This window comes from Novosphingobium mangrovi (genome assembly GCF_022818885.1).
GTDB lineage: Bacteria > Pseudomonadota > Alphaproteobacteria > Sphingomonadales > Sphingomonadaceae > Novosphingobium > Novosphingobium mangrovi.
Genome location: NZ_JALHAT010000040.1, coordinates 19,356 through 42,919, shown reverse-complemented (window position 1 = coordinate 42,919; position 23,564 = coordinate 19,356). Strand labels below are relative to the sequence as shown.

Genomic DNA, 23,564 nt, shown 5'->3' with positions numbered 1-23,564 from the left:
ACCTCAGCCGATCACCACGAGCGGCTGGTCGAATTCGACCGGCTGCTGGTTGTCGACGAGGATCGCCTTGATCGTGCCCGACTTGGGCGCGGTGATCTGGTTCATGACCTTCATCGCCTCGACGATGAGCAGGACGTCGCCTTCCTTGACCGACTGGCCGACCGAGATGAAGGGCGCAGCGCCCGGCTCGGCCGACATGTAGGCAGTGCCGACCATCGGCGACTTGACCGCATCCACGGGGGCTTCGGGCGCCGGTGCGGGCGCGGCGGCTGCGGCCGGCGCAGCTGCAGCAGGAGCGGCCGGGGCCTCGGCGGGATAGCCCACCGGGGGGAGCGTCGCGCTCATCTGCTGGATCATCTGGCGGCTGACGCGGATCTTGCGTTCACCGTCCTCCACCTCGATTTCCGAGAGGCCGGTTTCCGCAAGGAGCTCTGCAAGCTCGCGGACAAGGGCGCTGTCGATATTCACTGGGCTTCCTTTCGTTCAAGGTATCCGAGGAGCTGTGCCAGCGTGCCTTTGAGGTCCTTGCGGTGCACCACCATGTCGACCATGCCGTGGTCGTGGAGGTATTCCGCGCGCTGGAAGCCGTCGGGAAGTTTTTCGCGGATCGTGTCCTGGATGACGCGCTGGCCGGCAAAGCCGATGAGGGCGCCGGGCTCGGCGATCTGGACGTCGCCGAGCATCGCGTAGCTCGCGGTCACGCCGCCGGTGGTGGGGTCGGTCAGGATGACGATGTAGGGGAGGCCCGCAGCCGCAAGACGGCGCGTGGCGACCGTGGTCTTGGGCATCTGCATGAGCGAGAGGATACCCTCCTGCATGCGCGCACCGCCAGCGGCCGTGCAGATGATGTAGCCGCACTTCTGCGCAATCGCCTTCTCAACGCCCGCGACGAAAGCCTCGCCCACGGCCATGCCCATCGAGCCGCCCATGAACTTGAAGTCCTGGACGCCGAGCACGGCCTTGTGGCCCTCGATCGTGCCGGAGGCGTTGGTCAGCGCGTCGGGATAGGGATTGGCCGCGCGAGCGGCCTTGAGGCGGTCCGAGTACTTCTTGGTGTCGCGGAAGTTCAGCGGGTTCTCTTCCACCTCGGGCGTGGGCAGCACCGTGAAGCCCGCGTCGAGGATCTGCTCGAAGCGGGCCTTGGCGGTGATGCGCCCGTGGTGCTCGCAGCGCGGGCACACCGAGAGGTTGGCCTCGAACTCCTGGGTGAAGAGCATCTCGCCGCAGCTCGGGCACTTGATCCAGAGGTTGTCGGGGGTGTCACGCTTGTTCAGGCTCGAAAGCGAATTGCGGACCTTGCTCAGCCAACTCATGTAGGGTTCAACCAATCTCTTGCGAAAAATCTCTGTCCGGTCGGGTGGGAAACGCCGCCGCGAATGCGGGTAATGCCATATCTTAATCCGCGGGGCATGCCCATCGACCCTTTATCTGGCGCGCCCGTTTAGGGTAAGTCCACAGCGCCAAGCAAGCCAAATTGGCACGATGGGCCTCGCCGAGCGGGATTCGCCCGTGGAAAACGCGTATGCAGATTGCGATGAAACCATGCATTTCGGCCATTTTCTGATCGCTGCGGCAGGGAGCCTGTGGCCATGAGCGAGGGCGTCCCGGCCACGCTTGAGGCGCTCTTTTTGCGTGCAGATTACACACAAGAGCCGATTTCGGAAGGCGCCAGAGAGCATCTTCTGGCCATCGAATGCCCTGTCGCGATCGAGATCAATGGCATCGCCTTTGCCGTCATGATGGCCTCGCCCTTGGACCTTGTGGACTTCGTGACCGGCTTCCTCATGGCTGAGGGGCTGGCCCGGGCCGAACAGGTGGGCGAGATCGCGCTATCGCGTGTCGACAAGGGCGCATGGGGGCAGGGCATGGTCGCGCGGGTGAGCCTTCCGTCCGAGTGCCTCGCCCCGGTCATGGAGCGCGCGCGGCGCCGCATCGGGGACAGCTCCTGCGGTATCTGCGGGATGGACGGGATCGAGACCGCGCTGCGCCCGCTCCCCGTGCTGGAGCCGACCTTGCGCCTCTCGCGCGCCGCTGTCGGCGCGGCGCTGGAGGCAATGCGCGGACGGCAGGTGCTGGGGCAGGCCACCCGCGCGACCCACGCGGCGGCCTTCTGTACGAGCGAGGGCGAGGTGCTGCTCGTGCGCGAGGATGTCGGGCGCCACAATGCGCTCGACAAGCTGGTGGGAGCGCTGGCGCGCGAGGGGTGCGATGCGGGCGCAGGCTTTATCGTCATGACCTCGCGCTGCTCCTATGAACTCGTTGAGAAGACGGTGCGCGCGGGCTGCGGGCTCCTCGTCACGATCTCGGCGCCGACCGATCTCGCGGTGCGGCGTGCCGAGGCGGCGGGACTGACCTTGTGCGTCGTGGCACGCGGCGATTCCATGTTGATGACGCAGGTCGACGGCCATGGCCCCTTCATCGACGACTAGGGCGCTCAGCTTTCGGTTTTTCTTGTAGAGACGGGCGCCCAAACCTACCTTGTCTGTCCAGTACCGGGTAAGATGCAGGACAAGGACTTTCACGAATGGCGAGCACGACCGACACGGCTGTGGCTGACGAACTCAAGCTGACGCCGCCCGATCCGGTGCCCACCGTGCAGGCTGAAAAGGCCGCCGGGCTCGTGCCGGTGAACGAGGAGCAGAAGTCCAAGCTGCAGGTGCGCGTGGACGAATTCGTCTCCGATCTTGTCTCGCAGGACGCCAGTTCGCCCGATTTCGGCCGCCGCGTCGACCAGATCACCAACATGGGCCGCAAGGAAATCTCCGAGGCAGCCGGGCATTCCAACCGCTTCCTCGACCGGCCGATCCGCGCGATGGACCGCGACAGCGGCGTGGGCGCGGACCTTGCCGAACTGAGAAAGACGGTCGAGGACCTCGATCCTTCCACGAAGGGCGACCTGCTCTCCAAGCGCAAGATCTTCGGGATCATTCCCTTCGGATCGAAGCTGCGCGACTATTTCGACGGCTACCAGAGCGCGCAGGGCCATATCTCGGCGATCCTCACCCGTCTGCAGAACGGCAAGGACGAGCTCCTGATGGACAACGCGGCCATCGACGTTGAACGCCAGAACCTGTGGGCCTCGCTCGGCAAGCTGGAACAGATGATCTGGATGTCCAAGGCGCTGGACACCGCGCTGGAGGAAAAGGCTGCCGATCTCGACCACAGCGATCCCGCCAAGGCCAAGGCCGTGCGCGAGAGCGCGCTGTTCTACGTGCGCCAGCGCACGCAGGACCTGCTCACGCAGATGGCGGTCTCGGTCCAGGGCTACCTGGCGCTCGACCTTGTGAAGAAGAACAACGTCGAGCTCATCAAGGGGGTCGACCGCGCCTCGACCACGACGGTGGGCGCGCTGCGCACTGCGGTGACGGTGGCGCAGGCGATGGCCAACCAGAAGCTCGTGCTCGACCAGATCACCGCGCTCAACACCACGACCGCCAACATCATCGAGGGCACCGGCCAGATGATGAAGGACAACACCGCGCGCATCCACGAGCAGGCCGCGAGCGCGACCATTCCGCTCGAGACGCTGAGCCGCGCCTTCCAGAACATCTACGACACGATGGACTCGATCGACACCTTCAAGGTCAAGGCGCTCGATTCCATGAAGCAGACGGTGACCTCGCTCGAAGGCGAGATCGACCGCTCCAAGGCCTATATCGCCCGCGCGCAGGGGCAGAGCGAGGGGCTGGCCGAAGGCGATGCCAAGGCCGCGCAGAACCTTCTGGAAGCGCTCGACGAGAAGTAAGGCCGGGCGGTCCCGCAGGGGCCCTCCACGTAACGACAGCAGGAGAGAACGAGAGACATGGCACAGGTGCCCGCGCGCCGGGTTTCAAAGGAGATCGTCCGGGCTGCGCGCCGCCAGCGCGCCGCGCGCCTCTACACCGCGAAGAAGGAGCGCTGGGCCTTTCGCCTGCGCCGCCTGCGCCGCGCGGTGCTGGCCGTGGGCGCGATCTTCGTGGCCGCGCTGACGACCGCGCTGATCCTGGGCGGCCTGACCTTCGCGACCACGGTTCTGGTGACGCTGCTCGCTTTCGTCGTCTTCTGCCTGCTCTCGATCTACCCGTCGGCGCCGCGCACGCGGGCGGGCGATCTGCACGAGACCGAACTCGCTGAACTGGCGGGCTCGACCGAGATCTGGCTGGAGGGCAAGCGCCGCGCGCTCCCCAACGCGGCGGTCGATGCCATCGACATGATCGGCGTGCATCTGGAGCAGCTCGCGCCCCAGCTCGCCACCATGGAGGAGACAGGGCCCGCCGCGCGCGAGGTGCGCAAGCTCCTCTCCGAGCACCTGCCCAGCCTGGTCGACAGCTACACCCGTATTCCACCCTCGCTGCGCGCCAAGCCCGGCACCTCGGGCCTGTCGCCCAACGAACAGCTGGTCGATGGGCTCTGCGTCATCTCCGATGAGATCGAGGCGATGAGCGAGGACCTCTCGCGCAACGACGTCGACGCGCTGGCCACGCGCAACCGGTTCCTCGAAACCAAGTACATCGACGCAAGGGATCCCGGCTGATGCTGGACTTCCTGACGGCGGGGGAGAACCTGCCGTTCTCGGCCGCGCTGGGTGTCGTCCTTGTCCTCGCGCTCGTGCAGGTCTTCGGCCTTGCCGATGCGCTCGAAGGAGACGCGGACGCGGATATCGACCTTGATTCCGGCCTCCTCTCGCTGGTTGGCCTCGGGCGCGTGCCCTTCATGGTCTGGCTGACCGTTCTCCTCAGTGTCTTTGGCATCCTGGGCCTGTGCGCGCAGGAACTTCTGTCGGGTCTGACCGGAGCGGCCTGGACGCCCTGGCTGGTTGGCCCTGCAACGGGCATCGCTGCGCTGCCGGTGACAGGCGGGCTCTCGCGGCCGCTGGCGCGCCTGCTGCCCCGCGACGAGACCTCGGCCATCGACCGATCCGCGCTGGTAGGGCGCGAAGGGGAGATTGTGGTCGGCACGGCAAGGCCCGGCTCGCCCGCGCGGGCGAAGGTCCTCGACCATTTCGGGCAGGTCCACCACGTCATGCTCGAACCGGACAACGCGGGACAGACCTTCGTCACCGGCGAGCGTGTTCTTATCGTGCGGCGCGAGGGCGACCTGTTCAAGGCCATCGCCCGCGGCGACCACTACTTGCCCAGGCTGGGGTGAGCGCCGGCAGGGCTCTACCTGCAATCGACTCGCAACAATCCGGTTTTTCTAGGCAACATATCGCGATTTCGCTATGTAAGTGCCAACGGAAACAATGAATTGTCAGAGCGGGGCGAAGGGCTGTCCGCAGCGTTGTTTTCAGGAGTTCGGACTATGCGCATCGCCTTTGAAGGGGCTTGATGCCGACGCCACTTGAAGAACCGGACCTCGCGCTCCTTGCGCAACTTTCCAGGGTCCACGTTTTATCCACATAGCCTTGGCAGGCATGCGAAATTGAAGTCATTTGAGCTCAGCCGCGTCTTCGCGTGCGCGGTTGAGTTGGGATGAGTTCAAGAGCGGGGCATTGGGCCATCCGCTGCATCCCGCTCAAGGAGAGAGTGAAATGACGGGGCTTTACAGCATCGCCGTGTTGGTCGGTGCGGTTGTCGTGGCGCTTATGGCGATCGGCATCGTGATGGCGCGCCTGTACAAGCGGGCGAGCAAGGAAATCGCGTTCGTGCGCACGGGCGTGGGGGGCGAGCGTGTCGTGATGAACGGCGGCGCCTTGGTGCTGCCGGTCTTCCACGAGACGATGCCGGTCAATATGAACACCGTGCGTCTGGCCGTGGAACGCAAGAACGGGGATGCGCTCATTACGCTCGACCGCCTGCGCATCGACGTGAAGGCCGAGTTCTACGTGCGTGTCCGCCCGGATGCCGGCGCCATTGCCATGGCCGCCCAGACGCTGGGCGCGCGCACCATGCACCCCGAAGCCTTGAAGGACCTGGTCGAGGGCAAGTTCGTCGACGCGCTGCGTTCGGTCGCGGCGGGCATGTCGATGAACCAGCTGCACGAGCAGCGCGCCGACTTCGTGCAGAAGGTGCAGCAGGTGTCCTCCTCGGACCTTGCGATGAACGGCCTGGAGCTGGAATCGGTCTCGCTGACCGGTCTTGACCAGACCTCCATCGAGCACTTCAACGCCAACAACGCGTTTGACGCCGAAGGTCTCACCAAGCTGACCGAGCAGATCGAGCTGCGCAAGAAGACGCGCAACGACATCGAGCAGGACACCCGTGTCCAGATGGAGACCAAGAACCTGGAGGCCGACCGCCAGTCGCTCACCATCCAGCGCGACAACGAGTTTGCGCGCCTGGAGCAAGAGCGCGAGGTGGAAATGCGCCGTGCCGAGCAGATGGCGGAAATCGCCCGCGAGCAGGCCAAGCGTACTCGGGAATCGGACGAGGCCCGGATCGAGGCCAAGCAGCAGGTCGATGGTCGCCAGATCGAGGCCGACCGCACCATCCAGGAGGCACAGATCGCGCAGGCCCAGGCCGTCGAACTCGCCCGCCAGGAGCAGCAGATCGCGATCCAGAACAAGAGCCGCGAGGAAAGCCAGGCCAAGAGCCAGGCCGACGAGGCCCGCGCCAAGGCGGTCGCCGCCGAGGAGCAGGTCACGACCAGCCGCGAGACCGAAGTGGCCGAGCGTCTCAAGAGGATCGAGCTGATCGAGGCGGCCAAGGAAGCCGAACGCCAGGCCATCGCCATCAAGGTGGAGGCCGAGGCCGAGAAGGAAGCCGCGTTCAACCGGGCCGAAGCGGTGCGCCGTGAGGCCGAGGGTGAGGCGGAAGCCGAGAAGCTCAAGGCCGAAGCTGCGCGCGTGCGCATGGAGGTCGAGGCGGCGGGCCAGCGGGCGATCAACGAGGCGGCGAACATCCTCTCCTCGGAGCAGATCTCGCTCCAGATGAAGATGGCGCTTCTGAAGGTCTTGCCCGAGGTCGTGCGGGAGAGCGCCAAGCCGCTCGAAGCGATCGACTCGATCAAGATCGTCCAGGTCGACGGTCTCACCCAGAAGGGTGGCGCAGGCGCTGTGGGCGGAGCCGGGGCTCCGGTCGGCGGATCGGGCAACCTCGCCAGCGACGCGGTCAGCGCCGCACTTGCCTACCGCGCGCAGGCGCCGATGATCGACGGCTTGATGAAGGAACTGGGCCTTGATGGCTCGACGCTGTCGAACATGGTCCAGGGCGCAGGCGTGATGCCGGTCCCGGCCGCTCCGGAAGGGGCCGACAACGACGGCGCGGAGCCGGCGGGATCGTCCGAGGGGGCCTATCGTCCCACGACAATCGGCTGATCTACCGCAGAGGGGCGAATCGTCTGCCTTTCTTGAAAAGTCCGGCCGGGTGGGAACCCGGTCGGACTTTGTCGCGTTAGGGCTCATCGGGGTTAAAAGATGGAAATTGGGACGCTGCGCCGACGCAATGGGGTGGTTTCTGCAAAATTAACCAATTAAGTTTTGAAGATCTTATCTTTGCAGGCGCTTGGGTGATTTCGATTGCAACAAGTCGAAAGCTGCGAACCGCCATGCCTTACCCGGCATTCCTGACCCGTCTGCGCTCCGATCGCTCGGGAAGTATTCTTACTTTCACCGGCATCGGCTTCGTGACCCTGATCGGCGCGGCAGGTCTCGCGGTCGATACCGCGCAGTGGTACCTGTGGAAGCGTCAGCTGCAGCAGGCCGTCGATGCCGGTGCGCGTGCGGGCGCGCTCAGCATGCTGCAGGCCGAAGGCGCAGAGCCGGGGGCCCGCAAGGAAATCGGACGCAACGCCGACAACACGCTCAACGTCCTCATCGAGCGGGTCAGCAGTCCGCCGTTCTCAGGTGCCTATACCGGCGATACCGGCGCGGTGGAGGTCATCGCGACGACCAGTCAGAAACTGCCGTTTTCCAGCGTCTTCCTCGATGTGGCGCCGACCATTCGGGCACGCGCGGTCGCCACGCGCACCGATGAGGGCGAATACTGCGTAATCGCATTGGCCCCGACCGGCATGGGCGTGCGCGCGGTGGGCACCGCCGACGTCAACCTGGGCTGCGGTGTCGGCGCGAACTCGGGCATCCAGGCTGCAATCGACCTGACCGGGACCAGCTGGATCAACGCGCCGACCTTCCACGCCGTGGGCGGCATCGATGCCAGCTCGCGCAACATTCCCGAAGATGCGGTGCTCCAACCCTATGGTCTGCCGATCCAGGACCCGCTGGCAGGCCGCGAACTCCAGGCTCCCAGCGAGCCGGAAGGCTGCACTCGCACCAAGTATTCCAACAATCCCAAGGACGTCGTGACCCTTTCGCCGGGGCGCTACTGCAACGGCATGACGCTGAAGGGCAACACGACCCTTTCGCCTGGCACCTACATCATCGACGGCGGCAGCCTCGATGTCGCGAGTTCGGCAACGGTAACCGGCGACGGTGTGACGTTCGTGCTGACCGGGGGCGGCCCGGGCAACGCGGCCTTCGTCAAGATCACGGGCGGCGCGACGATGGACCTGACCGCGCCCAGCGCCGCGCAGAGCCCGACCTGGAAGAACGTCCTGTTCTTTCAGGATCAGATCGGCTCCAGCAGCGAGAGCAACTTTGCAGGCGGCAGCGAGCTGGATCTGACCGGCGTCATCTACATGCCCAATGGCGATGTGCGCTTTACCGGCAACTCGGGCCAATCGGCCGAGTGTCTGTTGCTTGTCGCGAACCATGTGACCTTCGCCGGTACGTCCTCGCTCAACAACAACTGCACCGTGGACTATGCCAACCTTGATCTCACCGCCCCGGTTGTGAAGGTGGTCGAATGAGGCGTGCCCATCTGCGCCAGGCTCTGGCCGCGCTGCGCCATGACCGGCGCGGGGCGAGCGTGATCGAACTGGCGCTGGTCCTCCCGCTGCTGCTCATGGTGCTGGCGGGCATGGTCGAGGTCTCGCGCTTTGTCGTTGCGCGCATTGATGTCGAACTGGCCGCGCAGCGCACCACCGACTTCGTACTGGCCAAGCGTCCGCAGAGTGCGGACACAAGCTATATCGTCACAGAGGCAATGGCCGCAGCGGACGTCGAGGCCGGGCAGGTGACGGCCGAGCTGTTCCTCGAATGTGACGGGGTGCGCAAGGACCAGTTCGATGCCTACTGCGCGGCGGGCGAGGAATCGGCGCGCTACGTTCAGGTCTCGATCGAGAAGACGGTGGAGATGCAGTTCGACTGGTCCAAGCTGGCGAGCTTGTTCGGGTCGCAGGTCCTGGGCTCGACGATTACCCTTGAAGGCACCAGTTTGGAGCGCATTCAGTGAAGATCCTGCACCGCTTGAAGCGCCTCGCCGCGAACCGTGAAGGCGCCTCGGTCATCGAGTTTGCCCTCGCCATGCCGGTGGCGGCCGCGCTCATGATCGGCATCCTGCAGTTTGCGCTCGTGCTTCAGGCAACCGGCGCGATCCGCCATGCCGCGGGCGAGGGCGTGCGCTACGCCAACGTCCACCCCGACGCGACCGAGCGCCAGGTCTCCGACAAGGTGCGCAAGGAAATGGCAGGCCTCAACGAGGATGGCATCGTGCGCATTGCTCTGGAGCGCGGGATCAGCGACGGCGCGCAGTTCGACAAGATCGCTATCGAGTACCAGCTCGAACCCGTCGTGCCGTTCATGCAGCTCGATCCCATTTCGCTGAACGAGACGGTTCTCTCCTACGTTCAGAGCTGAGGCACCCGCAGGGCTTCGTCCCTTGCGCTGCAGTTTCCCCGGCTTGCCCCGTCCCCGTGGTGGCGTCTAGTCTCCCCGCCAACAGAGCGTGGGCAATCCGCGCCGCACATACCGGACAAGGGAGACGCACGTGCCCAGCGTCAGCATCGAGAGGATCGAGCGGGACATCACCGCTATTTCGCGTTTCGGCTTCAATGAGGCCGATGGGGGCGTCTACCGCCAGGGCTTCAGCCCCGAGGACATGGCCGTGCGCGAATGGCTGCGCGCGCGCTTTGCAGAGCTGGGCATGAGCCACCGCATGGACGGCGCGGGCAATGTCATTGGCCGGTTCGATCCGGCCGGGCGGGGTGAGGACGTTCCCGCCGTGATCATCGCCTCCCACACCGATTCCGTGCCCGCGAGCGGCATGTTCGACGGGGTTCTGGGCGTCGTCGCCGGGCTCGAGGTGGTGCGCACGATGAAGGCGAACGGGATCGAGCCGCTCTACCCGGTGGAGGTCATCGCGACCGCCGAGGAGGAGGGGCGCTTCGGAGGCATGCTGGGGGCCCAGGCGATGACCGGGCACCTCACCCGCGAGTGGCTCGATGCCGCGGCGGACGAGCGCGGCGTGAAACTGGTCGATGCCATGCGCGAGGCCGGGCTCGATCCCTCCCGCGCGATGCACGCCTACCGCCCGCCCGAGACGATCCGGGCCTATCTGGAACTCCATGTCGAGCAGGGGCCCGTCCTTGATACCGAGAAGACCACCATCGGCATCGTCGAGGGTATTTCGGGCGTTTTCAAGTGGATGGTGCGCCTTATCGGCAAGGCCGACCACGCCGGGACCGCGCCGATGAACATGCGCGCCGACGCGCTGATGGGCATGGCCGACTTTGCCCACGAGATCCCGCGTATCATTGAGGAAGAGGGCACCGGCAAGAGCCGCATCACCATCGGCCACGTCAACTGCAAGCCCGGCTTTCCGCATACGGTGCCGGGCGAGGTGGACTTCACCATTGTCGGGCGCGACCTCGACCATGACAAGATGAAGGCGCTGGCCAGCGCCTGCGAGCGGGTGCTGGCCGCCATCGCGCGGCGCAACAAGCTGCATTTCGAATACGAGCAGATGTCCTGGCTGGCCCCGGCCTATTGCGACACCGGGCTCATTTCGCTGATCGAGGGCAAGACGAAGGAGCTGGGCTACAGCTACAAGATCATGCCTTCGGGCGCCGGCCACGACGTGCAGTTCTTCTGCGAACATTCGCGCGCGGGGCTGTTCTTCGTGCCTTCGGTAAAGGGCGTGAGCCACGCGCCTGACGAATGGACGCACTGGGTCGATTGCGAGCGCGGAACGCGGCTTCTCTACGAATGCGTGTGCGAGCTTGCCTGCAACGAAGGCGCGCTGGAAGAGGCCGGACAGGCCGAGCGGGTCTGACGCCGGGGGGGGGGGGCGCTGGTCTCCCGACCAACCGGCCCCTGACCGCCCAGCGAGCAGCGCGGGCAGGGAGCGCTTGCCCTTGATGCTGCGCTGCGACAAGGTGCCGGGATGAGTGGTTCCCTTTCCGGCGCCGTGCGGCGCGAATTTGCAGAAGGCTGGCTGACCGTGGTGGCCGCAGGGCTTGCCATTGGCGTGGGCATGATGGGCATCGGTTTCTATGCCCTGGGCCTCTTTGTCACGCCGGTGCAGGAAGAGTTCGGCTGGAGCCGTGCGGCGGCTTCGGGCGCGGCAACCTTCGAGCAATTGGGCATCTTCCTCTCCGCGCCGATCGTCGGGCGCCTCGCCGACCGCTACGGCGTGCGCATGATCGCGATCGCCAGCTACATCGCGGCGCCCATCGGCTTCGTGCTCCTCTCGCGCGCCGGGGATTCGGTGGCGATGTGGTGGGGGCTGTGGCTTCTGGTCAGCCTTGCCGGATGCGGCACGACGCCCGCGATCTGGGCGCGGGCGGTTTCGGCCAGGTTCGATGCGGGGCGGGGGCTCGCGCTCGGGCTCATGCTGATGGGATCGGGGCTCGCCGCATTCCTCGCGCCTGCGTTGCTGGGGCCGATCTTTGCCTCGAGCGGCTGGCGCACCGCGGCGCTCGCCATGGGTGCCACGATCCTTGTCGTCGGCCTTCCGGTGAGCCTCCTCATGCCGCGCGAGAAAAAGGCTCTGGCTCCGGCTCCGGCAGCCAGCGCCGAGCCCAGGGTGCGCGGCCGGTTCGAGGTCAACCGCCAGACGCTGACCATCGTGGGTATCGCCGTGCTCCTGGGCTTCTTCGTCGCCGGGCTCATCGTCCATCTGGTGCCGATGGTGGTGGACCGGGGCATGCCGGCTGCCGAGGCTGCGCAGGTCGCGGCCAAGATCGGCATTGCCGTGATCTTTGCCCGCGTGATCGTGGGCTACCTCTTCGACCGTTTCCACGCGCCGTTCGTGGCCGCGCTGTTCCTGCTCTCGCCGGTGGTGGCCGCCTTGCTGCTCGCCTTTGGCGGGCCGGTGACGGCCGCCGCGCTCATGCTGGGCCTGGCCGCGGGCGCCGAGGTCGACATGCTCGCCTACTTCACCGGGCGCTATGCGCACCTTCGCAATTACGGCGCGACCTATGGCGTGGTGCTGGGCATGTTCAGCTTTGGCGCTGCGTTCGGCCCGGCCGCGTTTGGCTGGTCGGTCGATGTAACCGGCAGCTACCACTTCGCGCTGCTCGCCTCGGCCATTGCGCTTGTCGTCGTTGTCGCGCTGATCGCAACGCTCGGCGCCTACCGCGATCCGGTCGGCGCCGAGGTGCTGGAGGGCTGAGGCCGCTCAGGCCAGCAACTCTTCCACCGCGTGCAGGCCGATGGCGTGGTTGAGGATGATGTCCATGCGCGTGTTCTGCGCGTGGTCGTCCGAGGCACGGTAGTCCGCGATGGCCGCGCCCAGCTTTTCAGGATCGAACAGGCCCTTGGCGGCCAGGCGCTCGGGCGATAGCCAGCGCGCGATCAGCTTGTCGATTTCGGCGGCCTTCTTCGCATCGGTGTGGGCGGGCGGCGCCATGAAGGCGAATTTCTCGCGCTCGTAGAGGACGCGCGGGAGGACATGCTTCATCGCCTCGCGCACGACCCACTTCTCGACGCCGCCGCGCACGCGCACCTGCGGGGGGATGCGCATGGCAAGTTCGGCCACGTGGTGGTCGAGGAAGGCCGGGCGGCTTTCAAGGCTGTTGGCCATGTCCACGCGGTCCCCGCCCCAGTTGAGGATCTGCCCCTCCAGCATCGTCTTGATCCAGGAATACTGCACCTTGTCGAGGACATGGCGGCCTTCCAGCATGGCCGGATCGAGGCTGTGGGCGATGGCGGCGATGGGGTCATAGTCCCCCAGCTTTGCCTTGAACTCCTCGGAGAGCAGCGGCTTGACCCGCTCGAGAGTGAGCATCCAGGGCTGGATCCAGCTGGGGGTGAAGCCCATGACCTCCTCGAAGGCGGGGTGGCTGATCGTCTCCTCGGCGAGCACCGAGCCCGAGAACAGCGCGTTCCTCTCCCGCATCTCCTGCGCAGCCGGAGTGGCCGCGTATTCGGGATCGTGCAGGAACAGGTCGGCCTTGAACTGGGCATAGCCGCCGAACAGCTCGTCCGAACCCTCGCCGGTGATGACGACCTTGTAGCCGACCTCGCGCACGTGCTTGCTCATCAGCATCTTGGCGACGCCCAGCGTGTTGTAGAAGGTCCGCTCGGAATAACGGATCGCGTCCTCGAAGTTGGCGCCGTAGAGGTCCTCGGCCTTGAGCTTCAGGATGTCCTGGTCGGCGCCCGCCATCTGCGCCATCTCGGTCGCGATATGGGCCTCGTCGTAGCGGGCATCGTCGAAGGAGATGGTGAAGGCCTTGACCGGGGACTGCTGGATCGCGGCAGCCATGCCCAGGATCGAGCAGCTGTCGATCCCGCCTGAAAGGTAGCAGGCAACCGGAACGTCGGCCTCGAGCCGGAAGGTGATCGATTCGACCAGGGCGGCGCGCACCGCCTCGATGTGGTCTTCATCGCTCTTGACGTCGTGCTCGCCCTCACGCGGGAAATCGGCGTCCCAGTAGCGCTCCTCGCGCACCGACACGCCATCGCCTGCCTTCTCGATGATGAGCATGGTGCCCGGTTTTACCGCCTGGATACCCTGATAAAGCGTCATGCCCGGCACCATGACCTGCATCATCTGGTGTAGCTGGGCCTTGGGGCAGACATCGCGGGGCACGTCCGGGTGGGCAAGCAGGGCCTTGATCTCGCTGCCCCAGACGACCCCGCGCGGCCCGTGGTGGACGAAGAGGGGGCGGATGCCGAAGCGGTCGCGCACCAGGATCAGGCGCTGCCTCTCCTCGTCGAACAGGGCAAAGGCAAATTCGCCGCGCAGGTGCTCGACAAAATCGAGGCCATGTTTGGCGTAGAGTTTCAGCGCAATCTCGCTGTCGGACCTGGTCGAGAACTGAAAGCCGTCGGTGCGCAACAGGCCGCGCAGGCGCTTGTAATCGTAGAACTCGCCGTTGACCGTGGCGGCGAGCCCGCCCGTGCCATCGTCGCTGCGGCCATGGAGCGGCTGCTCCCCGGCGGCAAGGCCGATGATCGAGAGCCGCGTGTGCGCCATGGCAAGGCCGTTTGCGGCATCGAAATGGAAGCCGCGCCCGTCAGGCCCGCGATGTTCCAGCTGGTCGGCCATCGCTTCGGCGTGGCGGGGCGTGTCTTGGTCATAGCCCGCTGGGGTCCAGAGACCGGCAATGCCGCACATATCGGGAGTTTCCTTGGCTGGGGTGTTGGCTGGGGCGGGGCGCTCAGGCGCCCGGGCAGTCAGGTGTTGGGGAGGGGCTCGTTGTCGAGCATGTCGGGGGGCACGACATCGGCCACCCGCCCGAAGATCGCGAGGAGCAGCGCCTGGCGGATCCACACCGCGCCGTCGGCCTGGTTGAAGTAGAGGTTGTGGGGGGTGTCATCGAGGCTGACGTCGAGTTCGACCCCGCGAGCCAGTGGGTGGAGGATCACCGTGTCGGGCTTGATCCGGCTCTCGGACGAGAGCGAGAAGGCGTCGGCGAAGAAGCGGTAGCCATCGCCGATATAGGCAATGGCGTTCATGTAGATCACGTCGAGGTATTCGAGGTTTTGCGTCAGGCTTTGCGAGAAGCCGATGGTGATCGGGCTGTTCTTGGTCAGCTCGCGCAGTTCCTCGCCCAAGGGATCGGCCATCTCGGAGAAGATGGTGATGCGGTTGATGTTCTCGTGGAAGAGCAGGGCGAGCATCAGGAAGCTCTTCACCGTGCGCATGTTGCCCGGCGTGCCGATGATGCCGATGTTGAGGCGGAATTCCTCGGGCAGGCGGCCAAAGGTGATCTCGGGGCGCCATTTCAGCAGTGCGTACCAGTCGGCCAGCGCCTGGGTGGGGTGCTCGTCCGAACCGTTGCCCCCGTTGATGAGCGGCACGCGCAGGTACTCGCACATTTCGGAGAGGGCGGCCTGCTCAGTGTGGCGCACCACCACGACATCGGCGTAGGAATTGAACATCTGCCCGATGTCGCGCATGGATTCGCCCTTGGCGACGCCGGTCGTCTTGCCATCGGCCACGCTGATCGTCTTGCCGCCCAGGTGCAGCATCGCGCTCTCGAACGAGAGGCGCGTGCGGGTGGAGGGCTCGAAGAAGGCGGCGGCCATGATCTTGTCGCTCATTGCCGTTCCCACCTCGAAGCGCTTGAGCTGGAGATAGGCGGCGAACTTCGCCAGTTCGGTCAGGAGGTCCTTGTCGAACAGCGCAGCGGAAAGGACCGACTGCCCGCGCAGCCGGTCGAGCACGGCGCGGCGGATCTGCGGCGCGTTGGCGATGTAGTCGGCCGGGTTGGGGCAATTGCCGATCTTGCCCGGCCGCTTGACGATGACCGGCGCGTGGCAGACGTGCGAGGCGGGGGACACGCCGCGGGTCACCAGGTCTCTCCACGTCGGATGTCGCGGATGAGCAGGGCGGCGAGGCCGAGCGCGGTAAACGTGCACCAGCCCAGCGATCCGTAGACCAGCAGGGCAAGGAAGGAACTTGAGAAGGTCATCAGGAGGCCTCTCGCAGTTGGCTCCAGTCGAAACGGGAGCGGGACAGAAGCGCGCAGGTGAGCACCCAGACCATCGAGACGGCCGTGGCGACGAGCGAGGCGACGTAGAAACCGATGGCGAAGTAGCTGACGAGGCCGACGCCGGCGCCCAGCAGCATGCCGCCCACCGCGCCTGTTGTGCTGGCGCGGCGCCAGTAGAGGCCGGTCACGATGGGCCAGATCATCGCGCCGACCAGCGGCCCTGCGAAGAACAGCACCGAGGCGAGCGTGCCGATGCGCGGCAGGCAGACCAGCCAGGTGAAGAGGCCCAGGCCCAGCGTGATCCACTGCGCGGTGGCCTTGAGCGTCTCCGGGCTGGCCGAGGGGCGCAGCAGGCGGCGGTAGACGTCTTCGGTCAGCAGGTCCGAGGTGGCGGCCAGCAGGCTGTCGATCGAGGAGGCGAGCGAGCAGAAGACGATGACGAAGATGCCCACCGCGCCGCCAAGGCCCAGGACCTTGGCCACGACCAGCGGGCCGACCATGTCGGCGCTGGGGACAGGCACGTCGAGCGCACCCGAGGCCAGCGCGATGAAGCCCGCGGCAAAGGGAATGGGAAACCAGATCAGCCCGCCCAGCGCGAAGGCCTTGCCCGCCACGCCCTCGCGGAAGGCGAAGGCGCGGCTCCACCACACGTTGTTGTGGAACACCTCGCCAAGGCCGAAGAGCAGGTTGTTGAAGATCGCCATGAGGGCGGCGGGGAAGAGGACGTTGAGAAGCTCGGGCCGCTCGCGCGAAAGGTTGGTGTGGATCTCGTCCACCCCGACATGGGCCAGGACCGCGAAGCCGACCACGACGATGCCGATCACGATGATGAGGCTCTGGATGAAGTCGGTGCCGATGACTGCGCCCAGACCTCCGCGCATCGTGTAGGCGACGCACACGGCCAGGATCACGCTCATCCCCCAGCCATAGGGAATGCCTGAAAGCGTGTTGAGCAGGATACCGCCCGCCATTGCCATCGAAACGAGCCAGGTCAGCGAATAGAACAGGGTGAAGGCGAGGAAGATGCCCCAGGCCACGCGTCCATAGCGCAGGCGGAAGAAGTCGCCGCTGGTGTAGCCTGTCGGCATGAGCTGGCGGATGCGCCCGGCCATCGGCGCAAAGAGGAACAGGCCGAGCGAGGCAGTCGAGTAGGCGAGCATTCCCCACACGCCCAGCTGTAGCGCCATCTGCGGGGCGAGCATGGTCGTGTTCGAGGTGATCCAGGTTGCGGCGGCCGTCGCCGAGCCCAGCGCAAGGCCGATGTTGCGCCCGGCCAGGGCATGGTCCTCGAAGCTCTTGTTGCGCCGCCCCCAGTAGACGCCAAGGCCGATCCACAGCACCGAGAAACCCAGCAGCAGCGCCCAGCCAAGCCAGGGCGGAAGAAGGGCCTGTTCAACGCTCACGGCGGGCCCCGCGGAGAATGACGAAGACGGTGGCGGCGAAGACCAGCGCGCCCAGAGCCGTCAGCCAGAGCGCGCGGGAGAGCGACTGGTGCATGACCGCAAGGTGCAGCGGGGGCGAGGGCGCGGCCCCCGGCGCGGCATCGGCGATGGTGAAATAGTAGTCGCCATCTGCCAGTCCGCTGACGAAGAGGCGCGTGCCGGTCCCTTCGAAGATGGTGCGCGCCGCGCTCATGGCCGGGGTGGAGGCCTGGCGCACCACGACCGGACGCTCCGCGTCCCATTCCAGCGTGGTATAGCCGTTGTCGCTGGACAGCGCCTCTTCGTGCGTGAAGGCGGGCGCCTCGCCTTGCGCCTCGCCTTGCGCCTCGCCTTGCGCGTCGGCCGAGGTGGCCGACGTGCCCGAGAGGGCAAGCGCGAGCGTGCCGATCAGCGTCAGAAGCGCGCGGGCCGCGCGTGCAAGGATGCGCCGGTGCGGGCGCGGGTGGGGACCACCTGGGTGGCCCGGCGGTCTGGTCCTGCCTGCAAGGATAATTCTCTTCCCATCCGCCGACCGTGGTGTCGGTTCTCTGGCTGGTTCCCCCAAATGCGGAACGCGCCCCTAGCAGATGCGGTCTTTTAAAAGAACCCTAAGTCGTCCGTAATGGTACCATTACATTTATGTTACCTCGGCGTCATACGTGGAATTGTGAGATTGGTGCTATGTTCAATAGTATTCGTTGCAGCGCGGCTGTTCGCTCATACGGCAATCCGATTATTCATTAGCCTGTGGCAGCTTGCGGCGCGTTTCATCCATGCTGGGCTGCAGCATTGGCGAGCGCACGGGGGCGTGATGTGAAGGGGTTTCCCGCATGGGGGCGGGGCAGGGGCCATGTTCGCCGCCAAGACACGCGCGCGCCCTTCCGGCCGGCATTTTGCGCCGCCGGGACCTGGTTTGGCTCGTGTCAGGCCGGGTGGGACGTGCGCACGCGGACCCGATTCGCACACAGGGCCAGGCTAGCCGTGCACTTCCTTTACCGCTTCCATGACCACGAAGGTGGAGGTCGTCGCCACGTGGGGGAGATTGGTGATCTTCTCACCCATGACCTTGCGGTAGCGACGCATGTCGAGCGTGCGCACCTTGAGCAGGTAGTCGAAGCTGCCCGCGATCATGTGGCACTCCTCCACCTCGGGGATACGGCGCACCGCTTCGTTGAAATCCGTGAGCGCCTTCTCGTGCGTGCTGGCAAGGCCGATCTCGACGAAAGCGATGTGATCGAGGCCCAGGGTCGCGGGATCGACGACCGCCTGAAAACCGCGAATCACACCGTTGTCGATCAGGCGCCGCATGCGGATCTGGCAGGGCGTTTTCGAGATACCGACCTCGCGCGCCAGATCGGTGACGGTTTTGCGGCCATCTTCGCGCAATACCGCAATAATTCGGCGATCTACCTCATCCAGATCGCCTGCAAACGTTTTTCTGACCATCCAAATCGCCCAAGATGAAACTAAACTTTAGCCCAGACGCTTTGGAAATAGACGCCGAAAAGGCAGACTGCCAACTGCAAAAAAGATAATCTGGGATCATGACCGCGACACAAACCAAGCACACGCCCTTCGCCTCCTTCGCCCCACCCGTGCGCGAGCCCAGCGCCTTGCGACGTGCGGTCACCGGAGCCTGCCGACGCGAGGAGGGCGAAGCGATGGCCCCCTTGATCGAGGCCGCGAGCTTCCCCGGTGAAATGCGCGATTCCATCCGCAAGACCGCGGCCGATCTGGTCGAGATGCTGCGCGCCAAGCAGAAGCAGCAGGCCAAGCTCGGCGGTGTGGACGCGCTGATGTACGAGTACTCGCTCTCCAGCCTGGAGGGCGTGGCGCTGATGTGTCTGGCCGAGGCGCTGCTGCGCATTCCCGACGACGACACGCGCGACGCGCTGATCCGCGACAAGATCGGCAAGGGCCAGTGGCACGAGCACATGGGCGGGGACCGCTCGCTCTTCGTCAACGCGGCGACCTGGGGCCTGGTCGTGGCGGGCAAGCTCTATGGCGGGATCGACGGCAGCGTCGATGACCAGGGGCTGGGCCGCGCGCTCAACCGTCTGATCGGCCGCGCCGGTGAGCCGGTCGTGCGCCGCGGCGTCGACATTGCCATGCGCATGATGGGCGAGCAGTTCGTCACCGGGCAGACCATTGCCAAGGCGATCAAGCGCGCCAAGGAGCTGGAAGCCAAGGGCTTTCGCTATAGCTACGACATGCTGGGCGAGGCGGCAGTCACCGACAAGGCCGCCAAGGACTACTACGAGGATTACGAGAACGCGATCCACGCCATCGGCGCGGCGGGCAAGGGGAAGGGCGTCTACAAGGGCCCCGGTATCTCGATTAAGCTCTCCGCCCTCCACCCGCGCTACATGCGCATGAAGGCGGGCCGGGCGGTCGATGAACTGCTTCCGCGCGTCAAGGAACTGGCGCTTCTCGCCAAGGGCTACGACATCGGTTTCAACATCGATGCCGAGGAGGCGGACCGTCTCGAGCTTTCGATGGACCTTCTCGAGACGCTGGCGCTCGACAAGGACCTGGCCGGCTGGAACGGCCTTGGCTTTGTGGTCCAGGCCTATGGCAAGCGCTGCCCGCAGGTGATCGACTGGCTGATCGACCTGGCCAAGCGCGCCGACCGTCGCATCATGGTGCGTCTGGTCAAGGGCGCCTACTGGGACGCGGAGATCAAGCGCGCGCAGGTCGACGGGCAGTCCGACTTCCCGGTCTTCACCCGCAAGCGCCACACCGACGTCGCCTACATCGCCTCGGCCCGCAAGCTGCTGGCCGCGCCGGACGAGATCTATCCGCAGTTCGCGACCCACAACGCGCAGACGCTCTCGACCATCTACCACATGGCGAACCCGGAGACCTTCACGGTCGAGCAGTACGAGTTCCAGTGCCTTCACGGCATGGGCGAGGCGCTCTATTCGCACGTCGTGTCCAAGGACAACCTGGCGCGTCCCTGCCGCATCTATGCGCCGGTCGGCACGCATGAGACGCTGCTGGCCTACCTCGTGCGGCGCCTGCTCGAGAATGGGGCGAACTCCTCATTCGTCAATCGCATCGCCGATCCCAAGGTGGATGTCGCGACGCTGGTCGAGGACCCGGTGGAATCGCTTCTCGAACTCGACGATCCGGCGGGCAAGCACGACAAGATCGACCTGCCGAGCGAGATCTATCCCGACCGCGCGAACTCGGCCGGGCTCGACCTTGCCGACGATGCGGTGCTGGCCGATCTTTCCATCAAGCTCGCCGGAACGGTTTCCCACCCCTGGCAGGCGGCGGCCGATGGCGCTGAGGGTGAGGGCAAGGACGTCATCAATCCGGCCGACCACGGCGATGTCGTGGGCACGGTGATCGAGACCCCGGCCGAAATGGCCGAGGCGGCGATGAAGCGCGCGGCGGCGAGCGAATGGGCCAACACCCCCGTTTCCGAGCGCGCGGCCATCCTCGAGCGCGCCGCGCAGGCCATGCAGGACGAGATGCCCGTGCTCATGGGCCTTGCCATGCGCGAGGCGGGCAAGTCGGCGGCCAACGCCATTGCCGAAGTGCGCGAGGCGATCGACTTCCTCAACTACTACGCGCTGCAGGCGCGCCAGACGTTCGGCGCCGCGCAGGTTCCGCTGGGGCCGGTGGTCTGCATCAGCCCCTGGAACTTCCCGATGGCGATCTTCACAGGCCAGGTGGCGGCCGCGCTGGTCGCGGGCAACACCGTGCTGGCGAAGCCCGCCGAGGAAACTCCGCTGATCGCGGCCGAAGCCGTGCGCATCCTGCACCAGGCGGGGATTCCGGGCGACGCGCTCCAGCTTCTGCCCGGCGACGGCTCCATCGGTGCCGCGCTGATCGAGCAGCCGGAAGTGGCGGGCGTGATGTTCACCGGCTCCACCGAAGTGGCGCGCCTCATCCAGAAGCAGCTTTCGACCCGTCTTTCGGATGAGGGCCACCCGATCCCGCTGATCGCGGAAACCGGCGGTCAGAATGCGATGATCGTCGATTCCACCTCGCTTGCCGAGCAGGTGGTGGGCGATGTCATCGTCTCGGCCTTCGACAGTGCGGGTCAGCGCTGTTCGGCGCTGCGTATCCTGTGCCTGCAGGACGAGATCGCCAGCAACACGCTGAATATGCTGAAGGGCGCCTTGGCCGAGCTCGAAGTCGGCAACCCGGATCGTCTTTCGGTCGATGTGGGCCCTGTCATCACGCAGGAGGCGCGCGACAAGATCAACGAGCACATCGAGACGATGCGCTCGCGCGGCCACACGATCCACCAGGTCGATCTGGGCGAGGACTGCGCCAAGGGCACCTACGTTGCGCCCACGATCATCGAGATCGACAGCGTCGAGGACGTGGAGCAGGAGGTCTTCGGGCCGGTACTTCATGTCCTGCGCTTCAAGCGCAAGAACCTCGATGCGCTGATCGATTCGATCAACGCGACGGGCTATGGCCTGACTTTCGGCCTGCACACCCGCATGGACGGGACCGTGGCGCATGTCCTCTCGCGCATCCGCACGGGCAACCGCTACGTGAATCGCAACCAGGTCGGCGCCATCGTCGGCGTCCAGCCTTTCGGTGGGCGCGGGATGTCGGGCACCGGCCCCAAGGCGGGCGGGCCGCTGTATCTTGGGCGCCTCGTGCGCCAGGCGCCGCTGGTCCTGCCGCCCTCGGGCGTGCGCATGCCGCTCGTCGACGAGTTCGTCGGCTGGCTCGCCAAGAAGGAGTGGTTCGAAGGTGCCGCTCAGGCCCGCGCGATCCATACCGCAAGCCGCCTTGGTGTGCAGATGGAGCTGCCCGGCCCTGTGGGCGAGCGCAACGAATACGCGCTCCATCCGCGCGGGCGCATCCTGCTGCGGCCCAAGACCCGCTCGGGGCTCGTGCGCATGATGGCGCTGGTGCTGGCCACCGGGAACACCGCAAGCGTCGAGGGCATGGACCTTCCCGAAGGCCTGCCCGACAGCATCGCGGCCTCCTTCAAGCCCGAACCCGATGAGCCGCTGGCCGCCTGCCTTGTCGAAGGCGGAAAGGACGCGCTGCTGAAAGCCTGCGCCGACATGGCCGAGCGTCCCGGGCCGATCGTGCCCGTCCACGCCGCGGGCCGTCCGGGGCCGGGGCTTGCCTGGCTGCTTGAGGAAGTCTCGATCTCGATCAACACCACGGCGGCAGGCGGCAACGCCAGCCTGATGATGATCGACTGATCGCCTTTGCCACGAGGAATGAAAAAGGGGCCGGGAAGCGTTGCTTTCCGGCCCCTTTCTTGTGGTGTCCGATGAGCGTCCGCTCAGGCCATGGCGAGCGCGGCCTGACGCTGATCGCGGCGGTAGAGCGTGAGCGTCACGAGGTAGACGGCCAGCCCGCCGAGCGAGAGCACCGCGCCGATCCAGCCGGTGGAGGGCAGGCCCAGGCCTGCCGTGATGGCAAGGCCGCCCAGCCAGGGGCCGAGCGCGTTGGCGGTGTTGAAGGCGCTGTGGTGCGCAGCTGCGGCGAGTGCCTGCGCGTCGCCGGCCACGTCCATCAGGCGCGTCTGGAGGATCGTGCCAAGGCCGCCGCCAAAGCCGATGAGAAGGACGTCGATAGCGAGCAGCCAGACGTTCTCGACCACGAGCGGGAACAGGGCGAGGGCAATCGCGACCCACACGAAGGCGATGATCGCGGCGCGGTCCTGGTCGCGGTCGGCGAGCCAGGCCCAGAACAGGTTGCCCGCCGTCATCCCCACGCCGTAGACGGCCAGGACCACCGGGACGAGCGTTTCGGGCGTCTTCGTCACCTCGATCATGGTCGAGGCGAGGTAGGTGTAGACGCAGAACATGCCGCCAAAGCCGATCACGCCGGTCAGCAGCGTGAGCAGCACCTGCGGGCGCTTGAAGGCGCCCAGTTCGCGTAACGGGCTGGCGTCGGGATCGGCGCCGTGGCGCGGGGCATAGAGCGCGACGAGCGCCATCGTCGCCATCGCCAGGAACGCAACGATGCCAAAGCCGTAGCGCCAGCCCACGATCTGGCCGAGCAGGTTGGCCGCGGGCACGCCGATGATGGTGGCGATGGTCAGGCCCAGGAACACCTTGGCGACGGCCTGCGCGCGCTTCTTGGCGGGCACGAGCGAGGCCGCGACAAGCGCGGCGACACCGAAGAAGGCGCCGTGGGGGAGCCCGGCGAGGAAGCGGAAGAGGAGCAGCGTCGAATAGCTTGAGGCCATGGCGCTCAGCGCGTTGCCGACCGCGAAGATCGCCATGAGGCCGATCAGCATGGTGCGGCGCGACAGGCGCGCGCCCAGCACCGAGAAGATCGGCGCGCCGACGACCACGCCCAGCGCGTACATGCTGATGGCGTGGCCCGCCTGCGGGTCGGTCAGGCCAAGGTCGCGCGCGAAATAGGGGAGGAGGCTCATTGCGGCGAACTCGGTGGTGCCGATGGCAAAGGCACCCACGGCAAGCGCGAGAATGACGAGAGCCGGGTGAACCGGCTGGGAGGGGGGCAGGGTCTGTACGGTCATGTTGCGCCGCAATATAGGGCAAAGCGGGG

At 66.1% G+C, this 23,564-nt stretch carries 20 protein-coding genes; 11 read left to right on the top strand and 9 right to left on the bottom strand.

All coding sequences use genetic code 11. From position 1 onward, the window contains the following. Nucleotides 1–3 precede the first annotated feature (3 nt). Both accB and accD read right to left on the bottom strand, forming a co-directional pair. Complete coding sequence (accB, locus tag MTR65_RS17140) at nucleotides 4–468, bottom strand: acetyl-CoA carboxylase biotin carboxyl carrier protein (RefSeq protein WP_226638323.1); 465 nt, start codon at nucleotides 466–468, stop codon at nucleotides 4–6. Next, nucleotides 465–1,313 carry an acetyl-CoA carboxylase, carboxyltransferase subunit beta gene (gene accD, locus MTR65_RS17135; RefSeq protein ID WP_243802357.1) on the bottom strand — a complete coding sequence of 283 codons (849 nt, stop codon included), beginning with the start codon at nucleotides 1,311–1,313 and terminating at the stop codon, nucleotides 465–467. Before accD ends, accB begins: the two co-directional genes overlap by 4 nt. A gap of 276 nt (nucleotides 1,314–1,589) precedes the next feature. Between accD and fdhD the strand changes: the two genes are divergently transcribed. The 10 genes from fdhD (at nucleotide 1,590) to MTR65_RS17085 (ending at nucleotide 12,368) form a co-directional block, all read left to right on the top strand. Further along, nucleotides 1,590–2,429 carry a formate dehydrogenase accessory sulfurtransferase FdhD gene (fdhD, locus tag MTR65_RS17130; RefSeq protein ID WP_243802355.1) on the top strand — a complete coding sequence of 280 codons (840 nt, stop codon included), beginning with the start codon at nucleotides 1,590–1,592 and terminating at the stop codon, nucleotides 2,427–2,429. Between the two features lie 95 nt (nucleotides 2,430–2,524). Then, nucleotides 2,525–3,745 carry a toxic anion resistance protein gene (locus MTR65_RS17125; RefSeq protein WP_243802353.1) on the top strand — a complete coding sequence of 407 codons (1,221 nt, stop codon included), beginning with the start codon at nucleotides 2,525–2,527 and terminating at the stop codon, nucleotides 3,743–3,745. A 57-nt stretch (nucleotides 3,746–3,802) separates the two neighbouring features. Next, nucleotides 3,803–4,513, top strand: coding sequence for a hypothetical protein (locus tag MTR65_RS17120; protein ID WP_243802351.1), 711 nt, complete (start codon nucleotides 3,803–3,805; stop codon nucleotides 4,511–4,513). Beyond that, nucleotides 4,513–5,127, top strand: a complete 615-nt coding sequence (locus tag MTR65_RS17115; protein WP_243802349.1) for a YqiJ family protein — start codon at nucleotides 4,513–4,515, stop codon at nucleotides 5,125–5,127. The genes MTR65_RS17120 and MTR65_RS17115 overlap by 1 nt, the downstream gene beginning before the upstream one ends. A 436-nt stretch (nucleotides 5,128–5,563) precedes the next feature. Next, nucleotides 5,564–7,234: a flotillin family protein gene (locus tag MTR65_RS17110; RefSeq protein ID WP_419145058.1), complete on the top strand. Its 1,671-nt coding sequence runs from the start codon at nucleotides 5,564–5,566 to the stop codon at nucleotides 7,232–7,234. A gap of 230 nt (nucleotides 7,235–7,464) precedes the next feature. Then, nucleotides 7,465–8,724, top strand: a complete 1,260-nt coding sequence (locus tag MTR65_RS17105) for a pilus assembly protein TadG-related protein (protein ID WP_243802344.1) — start codon at nucleotides 7,465–7,467, stop codon at nucleotides 8,722–8,724. Next, nucleotides 8,721–9,209 carry a TadE/TadG family type IV pilus assembly protein gene (locus MTR65_RS17100; RefSeq protein WP_243802342.1) on the top strand — a complete coding sequence of 163 codons (489 nt, stop codon included), beginning with the start codon at nucleotides 8,721–8,723 and terminating at the stop codon, nucleotides 9,207–9,209. Before MTR65_RS17105 ends, MTR65_RS17100 begins: the two co-directional genes overlap by 4 nt. Next, nucleotides 9,206–9,613 (top strand): TadE/TadG family type IV pilus assembly protein, encoded by a 408-nt coding sequence (locus MTR65_RS17095; protein WP_226638315.1) that lies wholly within the window; start codon nucleotides 9,206–9,208, stop codon nucleotides 9,611–9,613. The genes MTR65_RS17100 and MTR65_RS17095 overlap by 4 nt, the downstream gene beginning before the upstream one ends. A 130-nt stretch (nucleotides 9,614–9,743) precedes the next feature. Continuing rightward, nucleotides 9,744–11,027, top strand: a complete 1,284-nt coding sequence (locus MTR65_RS17090; protein WP_243802340.1) for a Zn-dependent hydrolase — start codon at nucleotides 9,744–9,746, stop codon at nucleotides 11,025–11,027. 111 nt (nucleotides 11,028–11,138) lie between these two features. Then, nucleotides 11,139–12,368 carry an MFS transporter gene (locus MTR65_RS17085; protein ID WP_243802337.1) on the top strand — a complete coding sequence of 410 codons (1,230 nt, stop codon included), beginning with the start codon at nucleotides 11,139–11,141 and terminating at the stop codon, nucleotides 12,366–12,368. 6 nt (nucleotides 12,369–12,374) lie between these two features. On the opposite strand, the gene asnB is transcribed toward MTR65_RS17085, so the two are convergent. The 6 genes from asnB to MTR65_RS17060 all read right to left on the bottom strand — a co-directional run bounded on the left by asnB (nucleotide 12,375) and on the right by MTR65_RS17060 (nucleotide 18,506). After that, nucleotides 12,375–14,318 (bottom strand): asparagine synthase (glutamine-hydrolyzing), encoded by a 1,944-nt coding sequence (gene asnB, locus MTR65_RS17080; protein WP_243802335.1) that lies wholly within the window; start codon nucleotides 14,316–14,318, stop codon nucleotides 12,375–12,377. A gap of 59 nt (nucleotides 14,319–14,377) precedes the next feature. Beyond that, the gene (locus tag MTR65_RS17075; protein WP_243802333.1) at nucleotides 14,378–15,499 is read right to left on the bottom strand and encodes an aspartate/ornithine carbamoyltransferase family protein; all 1,122 of its coding nucleotides are present in this window, start codon (nucleotides 15,497–15,499) and stop codon (nucleotides 14,378–14,380) included. Continuing rightward, entirely contained in the window at nucleotides 15,496–15,618 is a 123-nt protein-coding gene (locus tag MTR65_RS20205) for a hypothetical protein (protein WP_268739514.1), read from the bottom strand. The genes MTR65_RS17075 and MTR65_RS20205 overlap by 4 nt, the downstream gene beginning before the upstream one ends. Beyond that, the gene (locus MTR65_RS17070) at nucleotides 15,618–17,042 is read right to left on the bottom strand and encodes a sodium:solute symporter family protein (RefSeq protein ID WP_243802331.1); all 1,425 of its coding nucleotides are present in this window, start codon (nucleotides 17,040–17,042) and stop codon (nucleotides 15,618–15,620) included. Before MTR65_RS17070 ends, MTR65_RS20205 begins: the two co-directional genes overlap by 1 nt. Beyond that, a complete protein-coding gene (locus MTR65_RS17065) occupies nucleotides 17,032–17,625 on the bottom strand; it encodes a hypothetical protein (RefSeq protein WP_243802329.1) in 594 nt (197 codons plus the stop codon). Before MTR65_RS17065 ends, MTR65_RS17070 begins: the two co-directional genes overlap by 11 nt. 410 nt (nucleotides 17,626–18,035) lie before the next feature. Further along, nucleotides 18,036–18,506: an Lrp/AsnC family transcriptional regulator gene (locus tag MTR65_RS17060; protein WP_243802327.1), complete on the bottom strand. Its 471-nt coding sequence runs from the start codon at nucleotides 18,504–18,506 to the stop codon at nucleotides 18,036–18,038. A 98-nt stretch (nucleotides 18,507–18,604) separates the two neighbouring features. On the opposite strand from MTR65_RS17060, the gene putA reads away from it, so the two are divergent. Next, entirely contained in the window at nucleotides 18,605–22,243 is a 3,639-nt protein-coding gene (gene putA, locus MTR65_RS17055) for a bifunctional proline dehydrogenase/L-glutamate gamma-semialdehyde dehydrogenase PutA (RefSeq protein ID WP_243802325.1), read from the top strand. A gap of 83 nt (nucleotides 22,244–22,326) precedes the next feature. On the opposite strand, the gene MTR65_RS17050 is transcribed toward putA, so the two are convergent. Next, complete coding sequence (locus tag MTR65_RS17050) at nucleotides 22,327–23,535, bottom strand: MFS transporter (RefSeq protein ID WP_226638306.1); 1,209 nt, start codon at nucleotides 23,533–23,535, stop codon at nucleotides 22,327–22,329. Between the last annotated feature and the right edge of the window lie 29 nt (nucleotides 23,536–23,564).